This is a genomic window from Planococcus maitriensis (assembly GCF_003289925.1).
In the GTDB taxonomy this organism is placed as follows: domain Bacteria; phylum Bacillota; class Bacilli; order Bacillales_A; family Planococcaceae; genus Planococcus; species Planococcus maitriensis.
The window spans coordinates 79,911-97,126 of the sequence record NZ_QLZQ01000001.1 but is presented as its reverse complement, the minus strand read 5'-3'; the positions used below and the strand labels follow the sequence as shown (position 1 = coordinate 97,126).

The window sequence follows — 17,216 nt, the reverse complement described above, 5'->3', positions numbered from 1 at the left end:
TTAAAATATAGGGAAATAAAAGAGTGGGGGGAATTCCATGAGGTTCGAGAGTGAAATTGAGTTATTATCTAGGGCTCAGGAAGCCGAAGGTATGAGCTTTTATGAAATTGATAGAACGGGACGTATCGATAATGAGAAAGCCAAGGGGCATCTCGGCCAAATCATAGAAGAAAGTTTTTTTGGATATGAAGTCAATTCCAATGCAGAGGCTGATTTTGCAGAACTCGGTATCGAGTTGAAGGTTACTCCCGTCAAGGAGTTGAAAAATGGGCAACTAAGCGCCAAAGAGCGACTCGTTCTTAATATCATCGATTTTCACAAAGAAGCACTCAATTCCTTCGAGGACTCTAGTTTTTGGAGAAAGAACGAATCCCTCCTTCTAATGTTCTATAAATGGCTTCCCGATATTCCAAGAGGCGATTACAGGATATTGAAATCCCATTTGCACAGATTTTCAGAATCCGACCTTCAAGTAATCCGGAATGATTGGTCGATAATCGTTGCCAAGATAAAGGCAGGACAAGCGCACCTCATTTCGGAAGGCGACACTGCATACCTCAGTGCATGCACCAAGGGGGCCAACCGAAAATCCATTCGGACCCAGCCATTCAGTCACGAACCGGCCATGCAGCGCGCTTTTTCTTTGAAGGCGTCATATATGACAACACTTATCCGTGAATTGATTACAGCTGAACATCTTGTTCCCATCGCGGAGCCCGACGAATTGCAGCAGAAAAGTCTCGACCAATTGTTGTCAAATCGGTTCAAGAAATATGAAGGAATGGCTATTGAAGATATCGCCAAGGAAGCTGACGCCCCACTGAATACAAAATCCAAATCCTTCCTACCGCTGTTCGTCAGTTCACTCCTGGGGGTCAAAGGGACTTCTCTGGAAGATATAGAGGAATTCTCCAAGGCCAACATCAAATTCAAGACCGTTAGGCTAGAGCCGGACGGGAAACCGAAGGAACATATGTCGTTCCATACTATCAACTTCCAGGAATGGATAAATGAAGAATGGGAAACTTCTTTGTTACGCACTATGTTCGAAGAAACGAAATATTTATTGGTTGTATTCGGATACCAAGAGACGTTACGCGAAAACCCTGACAGGAACCTCTATTTTAAAGGCGTTCACCTCTGGAACATGCCCATGGAGGAAATTGAGGGTAGGCTAAAAGATTTTTGGTTGGAAGGACGAGCCATTCTCGAAAAAGGAGTTCTTTTGAAGAAGACCAATAGGGGAATCTCGAACAATCTTCCAGGCCCGCAAACTAACGGACTTTGTCATGTCAGACCTAGAGCGCGTAATGCTGGTGACCGAATTATCTTGCCTGATGGACAGCCTATAACGAAACAAGCATTTTGGATTGATCGGGAATATATAGGGGAAATAACAAAGGAACTTAAATGAATTTACAGAAATGGGGAAAGGGAAGCTGAAATGAATTCATTTCAGCTTCCCTTTCCTCTTCCTACAGCAACTTACTTTCTTTTTAACTTGTAATCTTCAGGATTCAATTCATCCAGATAACGACTTCTCTTATCTCCATAGGTCGTCATCACCAATTGATGTTTGGCCCGTGTCATGGACACATACAATAATCTCCTGTCTGACTGGGCCGCTTCTTCTACATCTTCCTTATCCATTTCTTTGGTCAAATACGGCAAGTTCCCTTCTGTAAGTCTTACGATGAAGACTACATCGAATTCCAACCCCTTAGCTGAATGCATCGTTACCAATTTAATTCCGGGCTCTAAAGAATTCCCATCGTCCTTATTGATTATTTCAACAGGCAGATTCGGGGGCAATACCCTTTTCAACGCATAAAGGCTCTTTACATTACGCACTAATATCCCGATGGTTATATCCCGCTTACTGTTTCGCCAGATTTCATTGACGGAAGCTGCAACTCCCTGGAATTCAGCTGTTGTATCCTTGTAGACGTGAAGCTCGGGAGGAATACCGCTTTCCCTTGTCGGCATAAGCAATTCTTCTTTGTCATCGGCCTGTTTATTACTTTCAATTGAAAGATTCTTTTTATAAAGGGGCTGGGCTAGCTTCACAACCTCTACGCACGAACGATGCATTTCCTCCAATGACTTCGTCCGCCCTCCCACCACGTTGATACCTACGCTTTTCCAGGTGAAGTCTGTCTTGTATATCTTCTGCCCCATGTCAGCTGAAACAACCAGACTTTTTGGATTCAATTTCCTTAATAGTGAAAGCTCCGATTGATTAAGATCCTGGGCTTCGTCAATCAAGATGAAGTCGTATTTAAAGCTAGAAGGTATCTCATCAATTCTGCTGGAAAGGATGTTGGCATAATCATCGAACGGAATGATTCCCTTCTTAGCCAGTAGTGAATCGAAGGCTTCTAGGAATCGATAGACTTCTTTCCGATCCTCTTGACTCAACCGAGCATTCCGCCCACTTCTTTTCACTTGTTTGTAGTCTTCCAAGTTGCCTATGCCTTGACCTTTTATCCACTGAATTTCCTCTTCAAGGAATTTCTTGAATTTATCCTCTTTATAGAATCTATGCTTGGAAACCTTTTTTCTTTGTGAATAGATTTCTTCAAAGGCTTCGTCTACAGTTTTCGGCGAGGAATTAGGCTTCCGACCATTCATTTTCAAAAGAAGACGCCATCCCCACCCATGGAATGTGGAAATCGTGATTCCTTCCGTAGCTTCACCCTTCGATTCAAAGAAGTCTTTCACATATTTGGTGAGCGTCTTATTGTAAGTGATCATAAGGATTTTCGCTTCAGGATCCGTCTTCATCAATTTCAATAATTTATAGAGCAAGACTGTGGTTTTGCCACTACCGGGAGCGCCTTTTATGAGTATATGTTCCGCCTCGAAATCGATTGCATCGTTCTGCACCTTGGTCATTATCATTTTCACCATTCAAATTCATCCCCTTTCTTAAAACCAATCATCATCCATCAAGTCATCGAATTTCTGCTTCTCTCTATCCATTTCTTGACTTTTTAATTTAGAGATGTCATATTTCTGTCCTTCATTTTCCGAAACCGATAAATGGGCAATTACCCATCCATCAAGTAGTTTTTGCCTTAATTCGTTACCGGCTGGGGGTTTAATTTTATCTCCCATCTTTTGGATAGACCCCCTCCGCACAGATGTTCAGATGAGGACAGAACCTGCAGTTATATCCCGGTGATGCTATAGAGCCTTTCTGTTCACTTGTATCGTCATTCTCTTTTAACATACCTAGGAGACGCGACGTCCTTACGACAGTCGCATACTCGTAGTCTTCCACTTTATGATATTTAATTTTATATCGACGATTCTTTTTTTTCATGTTTTGCTTTTTGACGAACTTTTTATACTCACTGCTATATTGCGGGAAAAGAGCTTCGATTGAATTATATGCATTCTCCCAATCCCCAAAAACATTGTGAGCTTCCCACAAAAGACCTGAAAAGATATTTCTCTGATGGAAATCTTCTTGGAATGAGCTATAGTCATTTAAGATATAACTGAAGATGGCCCTTTTTTTACATAGTTTCCATTCTTCCTCCATCATTTCGCTCCAATTGGAAAAATCCATGCTTGGTGCAACAGCTTCAATCAGGTTTGCTTTGTGTTTGTCTGCCTTAACGGATGTAGTCTCCCCCTCTAATCCTATCATCTTGAAATAAGCAGCCAACCTTAAACCAGTTTCTTCATTCAAATCTTCGACAAAACTTATCCTCACATTATCGGCTGAAGAAAACATCGCGTAGAGGAGATATCTATTCATACTTCCTGCAAAGCGCGAATGTACCCTAAAGAGGCCCAATTCAGGTCGGTGCTCAATGAGCCTTTCTTCCGTCTTCGAACTTAATGGCCAAAGTTTATATTTCACGATACTCGGCAGGGATTTGTGATCAGCAAATGCCAAATGTATATCACGATTCGACTTGAAAGGGATACCATCCCCTAGATATAGTCCTCCTAGCCGGTCAATCTTTTCACTCTCATCATCTTTTTCACTTGGAAGCCCGGACGTCAGGAAATAACGTAGTCCTTGGCTGATGTCCGATACTCTGAAGGTCAATTCATCTTCAGTAAGTTCATCCATCTGTTTAAGCAGTCCATGAATCACTTCTTTTTCCTCTCGTATTATTTCAGCATCAAGCGGCGCTTCAGTATACTTCTTCAACTTCTTGATATACCCGGTGATGTTCAATTCCGATTGGCTTCCAAACAGGTCTTCGCCCATCTCTTTCACCGCCAAGAAACCTTTCTTGACCACATTTAAATCCTCGATTCCCAACTTGAAATACGATAGCTGTTCAAAAGGTCTGGAATGCAGACGGTGTACCCTTGAATCTGGAATCCCCTCCTGATTCCAGGACAATTTCTCTTCGATGATTTCATCGATTTTAACGATCCACTCTTCGATCGCCGGCTCGTTTTTTTCCTTCCCTTGAATATATCCGTCTCCAAGAGAGAAATAAGGCAGCAACATTTCCAGTTCTTTCAGATATGATTTCATATTGATTGTCTGGCCATTTTCCGGATTTTTATAGACAAGGTAGCCACTCGAGAAGAGAGTTTTCATGGATTCAGGGGTCACCGCTTCATAGTAACGGCTCTCCCCATCTTCCGGATTCTTCTTCTCGTGGATAATGCCATGGAGTGTAAACAGAAACCTGCCTATCGGATATTCCAAAAGGCTATGGTTCTTCTTCACGAGAAGGTCCGAATAATAGAGTTGTTCACGCGCCTGGCCTCCCCTAGACGTGACCACATGCTCGAATGGCTTATCGGATGCCTCCCTCCTACTCTTTTCCTTTCGGATGAATTCCGTTAAATCAGTGAAACGGTGGACAGTGACATCTTTTTTTCTCGCTGAGACTTCCTCTCCTTCAAAACCGAGTAGCAAGGAAGCTGCCAATGGATGGATTCTATAGCCAGGTTCGTTAAAGGAAGGCTGCCATGTCCACTTACCTTTCTGAAGAAATTCTTCTACAATACGAAAAGTTGCTGGATAATCTTCATTATATAAGTTTAAAAAAACCAATTCATACTTCTCTTCAAGTATTTTAAAGAGATATTCCTGTATAGGAGTGATGAAATAGAATCCATGTAAAATCAATTTTTTCTTCTGTAGGCTTTTCACGACGCTTCTATCGGATTGGAAGGCTTCATCGAAAATGTTATGCTTCTCCAATTCACTCGGTGTACCCATATCTTTGAATATGTCAACGAGCACTTTCTCGAAAGCCCCCTCCTTCTTCAATAACACCGCTTCCCAATCCCGCAATTCAAACTGATCTTTCACCTTTCCCCATAGCTTAACCAATAACTCTTCCTCTTCTGTTCCACTTTCAATTGAATCCATCAGCCTTAATTCACATAAAATCCTTAAAGTATAGATTATTTCCTTTCTATTCTTCTTAAAGGAAAATATCAATTTCCTCTCACTTGTAGAAACTGATTCTCCCCACAGCTCTTCTAAAGCGGAAGAGACTGCCAGGAACTGCTTCATCTGCGCTCTTGGGGAACTCCACCCCTTTCCGAATATCCCTTCCAATACACTTCCGATAGTGACAATCGGTGCTTTTATCCACCAGCACCCTTCAGATAAAGATTCGAGTAAAGTGGGAGTGGCCACGATATGCATGACATCAGCATACTCCTTCTGGAAAACGGACTCCTTCCAGGTAAGGTCTCCCGGCACCCTATAGGTCAATACCTGCCTCATCTTCCATCACTCCTTTCAAGCAAATCTGCCCAGCATAGGCTTTTCTTCCTGGTAGCCGGTAAGATGACGGAAAGTTTCTTTTCGGCTCTCGTCATAGCTACATACAGGAGTCGTGCTTCTTCCCTTACTGTCTCAGTGACCTCCAATTGATCAGCTGACTCGAATTCATCAGTAAGCAATGGTTCGGTAACGCCTGGCCAGTTATACTTCAAGGTCACCTTCGGTTCATCGCTCTGTTCCCCATCATGGATTATCACCTTATTCTTCTGGTCATTACTCTTGATGAATGGGAGACCTGTATATGGAAGTAAAACAGTATGGAATTCCAGCCCCTTTGCTTTGTGTACGGTCATGACACGGATGATGTCCTTATCCAAGTTTTCCATAATATCAGCTTCATCGGTGTTCCGGTTAGTCGCCACTTGTATCTTCAACCATTCATATAGAAGCTGTATATCATCAGCAGCCTGCCCTAGTGTCTTATGAGCCTCCGAAAGGAGTTTCGAAAGGTTTTTCCTATATCTTATGATTTCATGGCTCTGTTCAACCCCCTTGAGATTCCCTTCAATCTCTACCTTCATCAATATGCCGTATAGGACTTTCATCGCCGGTTCGAAACGCAACTCCCGCTGAGCATCGAAAACCCAATCCGCAGCTACAGCACGGAAAAACTGTTGGATCGCTTCGAGCAACTTTTCCTTATCGCCCTCCAGAGATACAAGCTGGGTCAAGTCGAAGTCTCCCGCAATAAAGGGAGTCTGAAGCAAAGCGAAATACCCTTCCGGATTATCCTCTAGCCTTAAAGCATTAATTAGAATCAATACATCTTTAGCACTTTTTGAAGCGAATAAATTACCATCAACCGACAGTTCATAAGCGATCGACTCGCCCGACCCTTCTTTCAATCTCATTTTTTCCAGAACTCTCCCGATTTCCTTGACCTGCCAATTTTCTCTGACCAGAATCGCCAAAGATCGGTTATCTCCTCTTTCTCTGAGTTCATGCCCTTCCCACAAATCTCGATACAGGCTTTCGATATGTTCTTCAAGGAATGCATTTAGCTTCCGATGCTTCACTCGATGTATAGGGGCCGTTTTTGAGGACGCCTTCTTTTTATAAGGAGTCAGCCTTCCTATGTTCCGGCCTTTCGAATCGACTTCCTGTGGAAGATATCGCTCCTCTCCGTTACGCCATGAATCGAAAATATCTTCCATCCAATCCAAGAGATGACCATCGGTTCTATAATTTGTATTCAGTGCAAATGAAGATGTATCTATATTAGCTTTGCCCAATTTATCCTCGAGCACCCGAAATGCAGTCGAATTGGCCCCTCTGAATCTGTAAATGGACTGTTTGATGTCACCTACAGCAAATAACCGGGCACCCAGCTTCTCAACAATCGTAGAGACCAAGTCGATTTGTGCATCATCCGTATCTTGGAATTCATCGACGAAAAGGTATTTGATAGGGTGGTTCAACCTACCCGGCTCAAGGTTATCCCGCAGTTCGCCGACTTTCCTCTTCAAGTCTGCCAGCGTGGCTTCGTTCGACTCCAGTTTCTTTGTCTCCATTCTCTTGTAAGTATCGGGTATCACCGATTTTGCCGTGCGGACAAGTGTGTCCAATCGTAAATTATCCTGTGATACGTCCCATTGCAAGTAAGGCTTCCCTAAGGAGTGGCCTTTCTTCTCTATTTCTTCGTAAATCTGTGCGAGGAATTTGAAGAGATCGTAATCTTTCAACTCCAGGAGATGGTTGTAATCCTTCTCGTTACATCCATTTAGAAATCTTGAAAATTCTTCCCGGAAAATCTCCTCTCTCTTGTATATATAAGAGGTCACTTTCACATCTTGTCCCCAACCATCTATAGACCCGACGCTTTGGAATAGATACCTAGAGAACGCATCGATAGTCATTATCCTCATCTCCATTGCCCGCTCAAGCCAAGTGAGGTATTTATCGTCCTTAGTGCTGCGAAAACGTATCTCCAGCGCTTCCATTATTTTCTTCCTCATATTGTCAGCAGCTTCCCTTGTAAAGGTAATCATCACTATATCTTCCGGGTTGATTGAATCATCCGTATTCAGAAGAAACATGATTCGCGATACCATTGTAGTCGTCTTTCCACTTCCTGCTCCAGCATTCACTATCAAATGATTATTTAGAGGAGCGTGCTCTATGATATATTGTTGATGATTGAAAGTGCTAGTCATCCCAAGATGCTCGAGTCGGTTATAAGTTCCTGTCTCGAAAACTCCGTCAATTATAATCACTTGCTCCGGTATCACTGCAAGAACGTGCATGTTCAGCGAAGGATGCTCGATTCCCAGTTCTTCTTCACATAGAAGATGGACAGTTATCCCTTTCGCAAGAAGAGAGACAATATCATACCTGCTTTTGAACATCTCAAGCTCACCTGCAAAGAGCAGTGAATGTCTGATGTCCCACTCCGCCGAGTCACCAGCTGGATTATGCACAGGTATGTCCGGCACAACATATTTCGGAGGGTCTATCGGAGCGGAATATTTATAGGGATTCTCCGATATCATCACTTGTGCGATATGTCGAGCAGCTTCATGGCTATATAATTCTATGCTTCTACCGCTTTTTAATTCGATTCTTTGTGTGGAGACGTAATCATTATATAGTGGAAAATAATAGTCCTCGAAACCCGACTGGATTGTTTTCATCCGGTTTGCATTCTTCAACTTTTCATCTATATCCAATTTCCCACCAGCGAACAGCTGGATTCCCATCGTTGTTCCTTGATTCCGTACGATGATGTCCATCTTTCCGTATAAATCCAACTCTTCGTCTAGGATAACGTCTTCAAACAACTCCGATTCTTTCAACACCATGAAAAAATGAAGATCTCTGACTAACCCTAGATAACCTTTGAATGCAGCATATCTGAGAAACTCCCTTTTCGCTAAAGAACTATTGCGCTTCTCTAAGGAATAATCAGCATAGTAATCCATGAATTCGCTTACAGAAGGCAGCCTTTCAAGTTCAGTGATTTGCCTGTGCAATCTTGTCACCAGAATTGGTACACCATTTGTAGCGAAATCATGTTTTTCAATTGATAGTATCTTCAATTCCTCAGGATTTTCGATATAGGTCTCCGCCAACACCTTTTCGATGCTGCTTGAAGAACCTAAATTTTTTTCGTAACTTTTCATATTTACCATAATCAAAGTCTCCTTTTATTCTTTAGTCTGTTCGTCTATGAGACCTTGTTGAACATTAATTCCTATATACTGTAATAAACTAGTATAATATTTCCACTTACACTATACTACACAAGGGATAGGTATGTTAACCTACGAAGTAATTATGCTATGTTTTTGATAAACGCATATTTAAACAATCTTATAATTTTTGTTAATATTAGGATTCCTTTAATATGAAGAGGTTATATTCAGGGGGACGACGCCATAGAGTACAATGAAAAGAAACCAATAACTGAACAAGACTGGAATAATAAAATTGATGGTAGGCTAATCATCAAAGAAGAACATCAGCTCCATTTCCGCCATGCAGATCTATTTCTTACAAACTTCGAAGAAATCAGGCGTGATATTCTGGAGGCACTCCAACAGGAATTGAAGAATGTTAAGCACTTTTCAACTGCAGTGAAAAAGAAGGACACCCACTCTTTCAGAAAACGTATAACTGCTGATACATTGAATACCGCCCTAAAAAGTAATTTGAGAGACTATATTCCCCACATGAAGTTTGAGGTGGAATATAGGGATGGCATATTTTATGATACGCCTAAAATCAAAGGGTTCGATTTTGGAATTTATGATGATTTATATAACCTGATAAATTTCCGCAACTATTGCTTTGGTAGAAGAAGTGTACATAGTGGAGCAAAAATATGGGATTTCGAATTGGAACAGAGAAGCAACTGGAGAGAGTTAGCTGATTTACACGATTTGGATTCTTATGATAATGGTATTGATATCACTTATAATAAAAAAATCCCCACAATAATTGGAGAAGTCCAATTCGGTAACTGGGCATTGATTTACTATGACCTTTTGAAAACCATCCAAATAGAACAGACTTTCGAGATAGATTTACTGATATATATTACCGCGGCCGGTGATTTACAGAATTTCATCAGTGATGGTACAGTCAATATCGGCAAGGCAAAATCAACATTGGAAGAATTTAAAAACATCATCAAATTCCCCATCTGGGTAATCGGGGTCGATTTTGAATAAACTATAATTAAGATGACAAAAAGGCTTCCATTCGGAGAGCCTTTTTGTCATCTTAATTATTGATTTTTGTATTTCTAATTTCTTCATTAAGATTAGCTGTTATTTATTTTTATAAATGATGCTTTAATATCTCTAAAGCTGCTTTATAATCCCCTTCTGCTTTAGCGTATTCTTCCTCAAGTGAATTTCTTAACAGTATACCTTTTCGATCTCCCCGTATTCCGTAATGATGAAGAATTTGCATAGCAACGAAGCCACCCCCACGAGCTGGTGCATCCATATTCAGTATCTCTTCCTGAATAGACCTGTGACTCTTAGCCTCGATCAAATAGGATTTTAACACTTGAAAAATCTTCTCCTCAGATAAATTCCCGATATTCCCCATACTTATCCCCTTTCATTTTACTCCGGACCAACGGATTTCTCGATGACTGATAATGAAAATCCAACTTTTGTGGCAATGGAGTATGGCACAATTCACACCTTTAATATAACAATGAAATCTATAAATGAGAATGTATTATATTTACCGTAGAAATAGCCCTCGGAAAAAACGTTTAAATAGATTCAACCACTTATCATCTGAAATTTTTAATAAATATGAGTAATACAAATTGTTGCAGTAAACATCGTTTACTGATACATTATTAATATGTTTAACACTTACAGACAAATCCAGACAACCTTCTCCCAAATTAATTATCATTTTGCCTTTTGTCCACGATACAGAAAAAAGATTTTTCTTCAGGAAAATGTAGAGAAACGATTCGAGTTTCTAACGAATGAAATATGTAGAGAATTGGATATCGATGTCGTTACCTTAGAATGCAATCAAGATTACACCTATATGGTTCTGAATGCTCCGCCCACCTTAAGTCCCGCCGAAATAATGGCAAAGATTAAAGGAAAAACATCAAGAATATTGAGAGAAGAGTTTTCACATCTCAACCATCTCCCAAGTCTTTGGACACGTTCCTATTTTGTTTCCACCTCAGAAAGCGTATCGAGTGAAATGATTAAACGTTACGTTGAACTCCAAAAAACCAGGGGGTGAAACCCATGAGTCAGACGATTACGGTTAAGGTGAAATTACTTCCAACTAAAGAACAAAAACGTGTCCTCGGTCAAATGAGTCGAGATTACATTTCTCTCATCAACCAACTAGTTGAGGAAATGGTACTCGAGAAGAAAAAAACAAGGAAGACTTCAAAACATGTGATATCAAACCTTCCGAGTGCCGTTAAATGCCAAGCCATTCAAGACGCAAAAAGTATCTTCGGCATGAAAGTCGTAAAAAGTAACTATTCGATTATTCCTTTTCTCAAAAAACCCCTTTGTGTATGGAACAACCAAAATTACTCCTTCGATTTTTCCCATATCTATTTGCCATTGATGATTGATGGAAAAGCAAAAAAAGTTCCTGTCCGCGCGTTATTAACCGACAAAAATAACCGCAACTATGACTTGTTGAATCACAAATTAGGTACGCTCCGAATCAACCAAAAGTCAGGAAAATGGATTGCTCAAATTGCTGTCACTATTCAAACGATGGAAAAGACCGGGAAAAAAATCATGGGAGTCGATTTGGGATTAAAAATACCAGCTGTTGCTATAACAGACAATGACAAATCTCGCTTCTTCGGAAATGGCAGACAGAATAAATTTGTCAAACGGAGATTCCGTGCTAAACGGAAGAGGCTCGGACACAAAAAGAAACTAAACGCCATCCGAAACCTCGATGACAAAGAACAACGATGGATGAAAGATCAAGACCACAAAGTCAGTCGTGCGATTATAAATTTTGCAAAACAAGAGAACGTTTCTGTCATTCGCTTAGAAAAACTAGCGAACATCCGACAGACGGCAAGAACAAGCCGTAAAAACGAAAAGAACCTGCACACATGGTCATTCTACCGCCTTTCCCAATTCATCGAGTATAAAGCGAATTTAGAAGGCATCAAAGTAGAGTATGTGAATCCGGCGTACACAAGCCAAACCTGCCCAACTTGTTCTGAAAAGAATAAAGCAAATGATCGCAGGTATAAGTGTAAATGTGGATTCGAAAAACACAGAGATATCGTTGGTGCAATGAACATTCGATACGCACCTGTGATTGATGGTAAAAGTCAATCAGCCTAAGATGCTATATGCACTGTCTTAGGAAGGGTAATGGCATACCCTCATCTAAAGACCTGTCCAAAGCAGAAATGAAGTGCGGACGCTTAGGTACTTTGGAATCTCACTCGAAACTAAAAGGAATCGAGCTTGCGGCTCTAGCCGTGGGAATGTCAATTCTATATCATGCACCACTTTGAACCGCAAAAAACTTGTCGTTTGTAAAAGACATGCAAGAGCGCGGCCTGTAGGCGTTGATTAGCGTTGGGATAGCAGAGTACAATTTCGTCCAAGAACTAGTGGACGCTGGAATCACTCAGAAATAAATCAAAATTGATGTGGTGCATATTATACGAATGCAGTAATCGATATAATCCACCACCTCAAAAACCGCTTTCTGAATGCTTCGTCATCGTAAAGAACTCGATTTTCAACGGGAGTAAAGTCGATTAAAAGATAATATAGAGCATTTGAAAAGCGGCCTTCTGAAATGGCCGCTTTTTTCCTTGTGCAAAGCAATTTTGATGATTTCACAAAAAAATCTCATGTGAGTTTTTTTTTTGCAGTTATTCATTATAAGAGACCTAATTAAAAAATCATTACGACCTTTAGATTGTTACGTCGATTTAAATTATACCTTTTATCAGAAAGCTCTTTGGTCATAAGTCTAGATAGACAACTTTCAGGATAAAGCGTAGCAGTCTAACGCTGTAGATGTAAGAAAGCAAGACAATCAGCAGTGCAATCAGGATGCCGCCAACGTATTTCGAGCTGACGATTTTTTTGCGAGTGAGAGGCAAGGAGTTCAGCAAAATGTTTATAAGTACCCTGGTGACGTTTCGCCTTAAGAGGAAACCATTACAGATGCCGTTGAATCGGTTGTTCCTGTTGATTGGCTTCTTTATCTGGATCGCGGAAAACATCACGACCTTGCTCGGCGCTTGGCAATACCCGAACCAGGAAGCGGCCTGGTCGCTCGTCCACATCGGCAAAATCAGCTCGTGGTTTTTGCTCGTCATCATCTCGGTCATCATCGTCGCCCAACTGAAGCGAGTGAAAAGTTCATTACAACATCCCGCGCGAAGCAGTGTGATAGCAGAAAAAGAAAGCTGATAGAAAGTTTGTCGCTCCAGTCAAAGAACTTTTGACATTCCCCAATAAATAGAGTAAATTATCATATGGACGAACAATAACATTCGTTCTATCGAATAATATTCGTTTTTAGGGGTGTAATTAATGGAAAATGTGTTTGATTACGAAGATATCCAGCTCGTTCCTGCAAAAGCAGTGGTAAATAGCCGTTCAGAATGTGATACATCCATAGAGTTTGGCGGGCGCACGTTTAAATTACCGGTCGTGCCGGCCAATATGCAGACAATCGTCGATGAAAAGATTGCTAAATTTTTGGCAGAAAATAACTATTTTTATATCATGCACCGCTTCGAACCAGAAAAACGCTTGGCATTCGCGAAAGACATGCAAGAGCAAGGGCTGTATGCGTCAATCAGCGTCGGGGTCAAACCGGAAGAGTACGATTTCGTTCAAGAGCTAGTGGACGCTGGAATCACGCCGGAATACATCACCATTGATGTGGCACATGGCCATTCGAATTCCGTGATCGACATGATCGGGCACATCAAAAAATCGCTTCCAGAAAGCTTTGTCATCGCCGGAAACGTCGGGACACCGGAAGCGGTGCGCGAACTGGAAAATGCGGGCGCGGATGCGACGAAAGTGGGTATCGGTCCAGGCAAGGTATGCATCACGAAGATCAAAACCGGCTTCGGGACGGGCGGCTGGCAATTGGCTGCACTGCGCTTATGCGCGAAAGCTGCGAGTAAACCAATCATCGCAGACGGTGGCATCCGCACGCACGGCGATATCGCGAAATCGGTGCGTTTCGGCGCGTCGATGGTCATGATTGGCTCGTTGTTCGCAGGTCACGAGGAATCCCCTGGGCAAACCGTTGAACAGGACGGCAAGCTTCTGAAGGAATACTTCGGTTCAGCGTCCGAGTTCCAAAAAGGCGAAAAGAAAAACGTTGAAGGCAAGAAAATGTTCGTGGAATTCAAAGGCTCGATGAAAGACACTTTGGTTGAGATGGAACAGGATCTGCAGTCGGCGATTTCCTATGCAGGCGGCAACCATTTGCTCGCTATCCGCCAAGTGGATTATGTCATCGTCAAGAATTCGATTTTTAACGGCGATAAAGTGTATTGATCTATTAAATCAGACCAGAGCGGAAATTTTTCCGCTTCAAAAACCAACCATTGCTATTAGCAAGGTCGGTTGAACAGTACAGTATTTTCTAATTAGAATAAGGTTCGCAACTCCATCGCGGACTCACACATATTAAAAGCTCAGCCCTCTTTTAAGGTGCTGAGCTTTTTTTAGTTAAGGCAGCTTTTTTGTCAGATGATCAATCCGCTATACACCATGCCAATATTTATGACGAAATGAAAAACGATACTCGGGTAGATGCTCTTTGTTTTAAGTGTGATTACTGCGTAGATGACTCCGGCAAGTGCAATCAACAAGCTGAGAAGAATGGGAAAACCGATTGCGAGATGGAGAAGCCCGAACCCGATGCTCGTAACGGCAACGGCATATCCGGTGGAGACGCATTCCTCAAGAGCCGAAAGCATGATCCCTCGCCAAATGACTTCCTCGAACACCGCATTGATCAGCGAAAAGACCAAACAAAACACCAGCAGCGATTGGATGGACTCGGGGTCTTGTCGGGCGATGAAAAACGAATATACGATTCCATTCACGGCGATCCCGATCAGCCAAAACCAAAATACATTCACTTGATGAAATGGCAGACGGATCGGATTGGTCCAATCAGGTTTTCTATTGTACCAAACTAACTTTTTCTTAAATAACAGATGATTGAAAACGATGCCGATGAGGATAAAACCTAAAAACAAACGATTAAGGATAATCTTCAGTTCTTGTGGGACGGACATCGTTTCAACAAAACCATTGGCAATCATAAATACCGCAAAGCCGATGAGAAACGACAACACTAGCGAGATAAGGAACCGGTTTTTATTATTGACGAATAACAAAATCACAAATCCCGTTAATATAAGATAGGAGAGAACTTCTAGCTGATAGGAAATAGCTGCAATTCCTAAGAAAAATACTATCGCAATTGCCATTACCAAAAACAGCGCCTCCTTCCCCCTGCGAATCAATGACTACCTTGCCATGTACTGTTTTCCTCATGGACTGCTAAGTAGAGCAGTAACAGCAACAACAGGCAGGCCAGGTCGAAATACAGCTGGCCTGCCTGTTCGCTTGTGCCAATTTTCAAGTTAAACGCTGCAACGATCTGAAATACTTGTCCTGATTGTTTGCTTCAAGAAAGCAGTTTCTTCTCCAACACAATCTTCAATTGGCCGCGTGGATCGATTTCCGTCTTCAAGACGTCAAAACCCGTCTGGATATTCAGCAGCAGCATGCCGCGCCATTTGTTCATCGTCTTGGTGCGGACGATTTCGTAGCCTGTTGCCCGGAGGTCTGCATGCTGCCTGCGCATCAGTTCAGAGGCGATTCCGAGCTTGCGGCAATCGGGACGGACACCGCCGAGCCAGCTATAGAAAACTTGACCGTCCAGTGCGTAGCCAATTTTATAGCCTACGACGCGATTATCTACTGACGCCACATAGGTCCATGCCGTTTCCTGGCGGTTCAGCTTCTCCAGCCAGTGTCCCGGTCCGCCAAAAATCAGCCGGTGCAGCGCGGTGATTTCCTCCGCTATTTCTTGGGGCGGTTCAGAACTGAATTTTTGGTAGTGGATATTCATAAGTATGCCTCTTTCTATTCGCACTCGCGTTTTATTGGCCCTTGCCACTTGTTTCAATGGATGAAAATAGTTGTGAGTACAGGGCTTGGACATGTTCCTCAGTTTCTTCATCGTTATGTAAACCATATGTCACCGTAGTTTGTTCACCGGTGTCCATTTGTAGGAAGCTTGTCGCATAGTAATCATGATACGGTATTTCCCTCGAGTCTTCATAGGCCAATTCCGGATCAATGAACGGGTAGGCGTCTTTATTTGATTCTATAAAGAAAAACGGAATATGGACTCCCGTATAGATCAAAGCGTATTCACTTTCCGCAGCTTCTGAAAGGTTCTCCTTCATGATGAACACCGCATCGTATTTTCTCAATGCTACTTCATTGAATTCATCAAATGAAATTTCATCGAACTCGACTTGCGATTCTTTCACATCTGGTGCTTGACCCACTACGGCGATACTCAAACCTGCTCCTTCGTAAGGCACGAATTTCGGCTGCGAGGAGCAGCCCCCAAGCACAATGAAAAATAACATTGAAACAACGAACTTTTCGATGTTCTTCATCTCAGTCCCCCAGTTTCTTTTATTATATGGGTGGAAAAGCAAGCCAATAGGAAAGCGGAATAAAGAGCAATGCAAAGATGCCGGTGCTGATCCAAGTATGCTTTTTCGGAATGTCCCATCTTTTCTCGAGTGCTTGAATGTGAATCGAGACCATTAAGAAACCGCCAAATCCAAGCAGGAAACCGAGCTGATCCTGATGAATCGAGAGCACGCGAATGAGCCCTAGCCCAACCAACAGCATGCCGGCTTTGCATAAAATCATGTTGAAATACTGTACTTTCTTTTCTTCTGTCATCTTTCCGCTCCTTTCAAAAAGCATGAGACTTAAGTCAAAAAGTTAAAGACGTCGAAATAGATTACGAAGGTGACTGCAGATATCCAAACTATCATCTCGCTGATAGTCAAAACGGCCTGTTTCGGCTGATCGGAGTGCTTCCATTGGAAATAGGCTCTGACGAAATAGTCCAATGCCATCAAAATGATGAACAACATGAGGTAGAGAATAATAGGGAATTCATGGATAAACACTAAGTAAATAATAACGGCGCTTAAGAGTAGCCAGACCCACCTGAGCCACTTATCTATTTCTTCGTGTCTTTCATTGACATAATCGAACGAAAAAAATTCTTTCTTTTCTTTATCGATTTTCAATAGTTTTCTAAGAGCAAAGTTTATAAGAGAGTTCAATGCTACAATCCCTAAAATAACCAATCCGATTTCCAGCCACATGGGCTCACCTTCTTTTTCAGGAGTTATAATCGATAAAAAATAATTTCCGTTAACTTG

16 protein-coding genes and 1 pseudogene are annotated in these 17,216 nt (G+C 41.9%); 6 read left to right on the top strand and 11 right to left on the bottom strand.

The features are described from left to right. Positions 1 to 37 precede the first annotated feature (37 nt). Positions 38 to 1,414, top strand: coding sequence for a Sau3AI family type II restriction endonuclease (locus tag DP119_RS00500; RefSeq protein ID WP_112229883.1), 1,377 nt, complete (start codon positions 38 to 40; stop codon positions 1,412 to 1,414). 71 nt (positions 1,415 to 1,485) lie between these two features. Here DP119_RS00500 and DP119_RS00495 read toward each other — a convergent pair whose 3' ends face one another. From DP119_RS00495 to DP119_RS00480, 4 genes are read right to left on the bottom strand one after another with little or no spacing between them, the layout of a single operon-like run. Next, positions 1,486 to 2,910 carry a UvrD-helicase domain-containing protein gene (locus DP119_RS00495; RefSeq protein ID WP_112229881.1) on the bottom strand — a complete coding sequence of 475 codons (1,425 nt, stop codon included), beginning with the start codon at positions 2,908 to 2,910 and terminating at the stop codon, positions 1,486 to 1,488. 18 nt (positions 2,911 to 2,928) lie between these two features. Continuing rightward, positions 2,929 to 3,117 carry a hypothetical protein gene (locus DP119_RS00490; protein ID WP_112229879.1) on the bottom strand — a complete coding sequence of 63 codons (189 nt, stop codon included), beginning with the start codon at positions 3,115 to 3,117 and terminating at the stop codon, positions 2,929 to 2,931. Next, positions 3,107 to 5,716 (bottom strand): hypothetical protein, encoded by a 2,610-nt coding sequence (locus DP119_RS00485; RefSeq protein WP_112229877.1) that lies wholly within the window; start codon positions 5,714 to 5,716, stop codon positions 3,107 to 3,109. Before DP119_RS00485 ends, DP119_RS00490 begins: the two co-directional genes overlap by 11 nt. After that, a complete protein-coding gene (locus DP119_RS00480) occupies positions 5,713 to 8,904 on the bottom strand; it encodes a UvrD-helicase domain-containing protein (protein WP_112229873.1) in 3,192 nt (1,063 codons plus the stop codon). Before DP119_RS00480 ends, DP119_RS00485 begins: the two co-directional genes overlap by 4 nt. Before the next feature lie 228 nt (positions 8,905 to 9,132). On the opposite strand from DP119_RS00480, the gene DP119_RS00475 reads away from it, so the two are divergent. Next, on the top strand, positions 9,133 to 9,945 hold the full coding sequence (locus tag DP119_RS00475) for a BglII/BstYI family type II restriction endonuclease (protein WP_476704070.1): 813 nt from the start codon (positions 9,133 to 9,135) through the stop codon (positions 9,943 to 9,945). A 109-nt stretch (positions 9,946 to 10,054) separates the two neighbouring features. On the opposite strand, the gene DP119_RS00470 is transcribed toward DP119_RS00475, so the two are convergent. Further along, positions 10,055 to 10,330, bottom strand: a complete 276-nt coding sequence (locus tag DP119_RS00470) for a hypothetical protein (RefSeq protein WP_112229869.1) — start codon at positions 10,328 to 10,330, stop codon at positions 10,055 to 10,057. Positions 10,331 to 10,597: 267 nt separating this feature from the next. On the opposite strand from DP119_RS00470, the gene tnpA reads away from it, so the two are divergent. Continuing rightward, positions 10,598 to 10,999 (top strand): IS200/IS605 family transposase, encoded by a 402-nt coding sequence (gene tnpA, locus DP119_RS00465; RefSeq protein ID WP_084632940.1) that lies wholly within the window; start codon positions 10,598 to 10,600, stop codon positions 10,997 to 10,999. A 5-nt stretch (positions 11,000 to 11,004) separates the two neighbouring features. Further along, positions 11,005 to 12,084 carry an RNA-guided endonuclease TnpB family protein gene (locus DP119_RS00460; RefSeq protein WP_112229867.1) on the top strand — a complete coding sequence of 360 codons (1,080 nt, stop codon included), beginning with the start codon at positions 11,005 to 11,007 and terminating at the stop codon, positions 12,082 to 12,084. Positions 12,085 to 12,719: 635 nt separating this feature from the next. On the opposite strand, the gene DP119_RS00455 is transcribed toward DP119_RS00460, so the two are convergent. Next, positions 12,720 to 12,983 carry an ABC-2 transporter permease gene (locus DP119_RS00455; protein ID WP_112231853.1) on the bottom strand — a complete coding sequence of 88 codons (264 nt, stop codon included), beginning with the start codon at positions 12,981 to 12,983 and terminating at the stop codon, positions 12,720 to 12,722. Between DP119_RS00455 and DP119_RS00450 the strand changes: the two are divergent. Continuing rightward, positions 12,874 to 13,173: pseudogene (locus DP119_RS00450) on the top strand (DUF817 family protein); the annotation flags it as partial. The gene DP119_RS00455 and the pseudogene DP119_RS00450 sit on opposite strands and share 110 nt — an antisense overlap. Positions 13,174 to 13,296: 123 nt before the next feature. After that, complete coding sequence (gene guaC / locus DP119_RS00445; RefSeq protein WP_112229865.1) at positions 13,297 to 14,280, top strand: GMP reductase; 984 nt, start codon at positions 13,297 to 13,299, stop codon at positions 14,278 to 14,280. A gap of 191 nt (positions 14,281 to 14,471) precedes the next feature. Here guaC and DP119_RS00440 read toward each other — a convergent pair whose 3' ends face one another. From DP119_RS00440 to DP119_RS00420, 5 genes are all read right to left on the bottom strand, one after another. Next, a complete protein-coding gene (locus tag DP119_RS00440; RefSeq protein ID WP_146747845.1) occupies positions 14,472 to 15,224 on the bottom strand; it encodes a CPBP family intramembrane glutamic endopeptidase in 753 nt (250 codons plus the stop codon). A 200-nt stretch (positions 15,225 to 15,424) separates the two neighbouring features. Then, entirely contained in the window at positions 15,425 to 15,871 is a 447-nt protein-coding gene (locus DP119_RS00435) for a GNAT family N-acetyltransferase (protein WP_112229861.1), read from the bottom strand. 31 nt (positions 15,872 to 15,902) lie between these two features. Next, positions 15,903 to 16,430 (bottom strand): hypothetical protein, encoded by a 528-nt coding sequence (locus tag DP119_RS00430; protein WP_112229859.1) that lies wholly within the window; start codon positions 16,428 to 16,430, stop codon positions 15,903 to 15,905. A gap of 22 nt (positions 16,431 to 16,452) precedes the next feature. Next, positions 16,453 to 16,725 (bottom strand): hypothetical protein, encoded by a 273-nt coding sequence (locus tag DP119_RS00425; protein ID WP_112229857.1) that lies wholly within the window; start codon positions 16,723 to 16,725, stop codon positions 16,453 to 16,455. Positions 16,726 to 16,754: 29 nt separating this feature from the next. Next, positions 16,755 to 17,159: a DUF4181 domain-containing protein gene (locus tag DP119_RS00420; protein ID WP_112229855.1), complete on the bottom strand. Its 405-nt coding sequence runs from the start codon at positions 17,157 to 17,159 to the stop codon at positions 16,755 to 16,757. Positions 17,160 to 17,216: the final 57 nt, after the last annotated feature.

What these genes read in the sequence shown, in the direction of transcription:
- DP119_RS00500 (WP_112229883.1), top strand. Translation starts at nt 38, where the DNA reads ATGAGGTTCGAGAGTGAAATTGAGTTATTATCTAGGGCTCAGGAAGCC.
- DP119_RS00460 (WP_112229867.1), top strand. Translation starts at nt 11,005, where the DNA reads ATGAGTCAGACGATTACGGTTAAGGTGAAATTACTTCCAACTAAAGAA.
- DP119_RS00470 (WP_112229869.1), bottom strand. Translation starts at nt 10,330, where the DNA reads ATGGGGAATATCGGGAATTTATCTGAGGAGAAGATTTTTCAAGTGTTA.
- DP119_RS00455 (WP_112231853.1), bottom strand. Translation starts at nt 12,983, where the DNA reads ATGTTTTCCGCGATCCAGATAAAGAAGCCAATCAACAGGAACAACCGA.
- DP119_RS00490 (WP_112229879.1), bottom strand. Translation starts at nt 3,117, where the DNA reads ATGGGAGATAAAATTAAACCCCCAGCCGGTAACGAATTAAGGCAAAAA.
- DP119_RS00495 (WP_112229881.1), bottom strand. Translation starts at nt 2,910, where the DNA reads ATGGTGAAAATGATAATGACCAAGGTGCAGAACGATGCAATCGATTTC.
- DP119_RS00430 (WP_112229859.1), bottom strand. Translation starts at nt 16,430, where the DNA reads ATGAAGAACATCGAAAAGTTCGTTGTTTCAATGTTATTTTTCATTGTG.
- DP119_RS00435 (WP_112229861.1), bottom strand. Translation starts at nt 15,871, where the DNA reads ATGAATATCCACTACCAAAAATTCAGTTCTGAACCGCCCCAAGAAATA.
- DP119_RS00480 (WP_112229873.1), bottom strand. Translation starts at nt 8,904, where the DNA reads ATGGTAAATATGAAAAGTTACGAAAAAAATTTAGGTTCTTCAAGCAGC.
- DP119_RS00420 (WP_112229855.1), bottom strand. Translation starts at nt 17,159, where the DNA reads ATGTGGCTGGAAATCGGATTGGTTATTTTAGGGATTGTAGCATTGAAC.
- DP119_RS00485 (WP_112229877.1), bottom strand. Translation starts at nt 5,716, where the DNA reads ATGAGGCAGGTATTGACCTATAGGGTGCCGGGAGACCTTACCTGGAAG.
- DP119_RS00425 (WP_112229857.1), bottom strand. Translation starts at nt 16,725, where the DNA reads ATGACAGAAGAAAAGAAAGTACAGTATTTCAACATGATTTTATGCAAA.
- tnpA (WP_084632940.1), top strand. Translation starts at nt 10,598, where the DNA reads ATGTTTAACACTTACAGACAAATCCAGACAACCTTCTCCCAAATTAAT.
- guaC (WP_112229865.1), top strand. Translation starts at nt 13,297, where the DNA reads ATGGAAAATGTGTTTGATTACGAAGATATCCAGCTCGTTCCTGCAAAA.
- DP119_RS00440 (WP_146747845.1), bottom strand. Translation starts at nt 15,224, where the DNA reads ATGGCAATTGCGATAGTATTTTTCTTAGGAATTGCAGCTATTTCCTAT.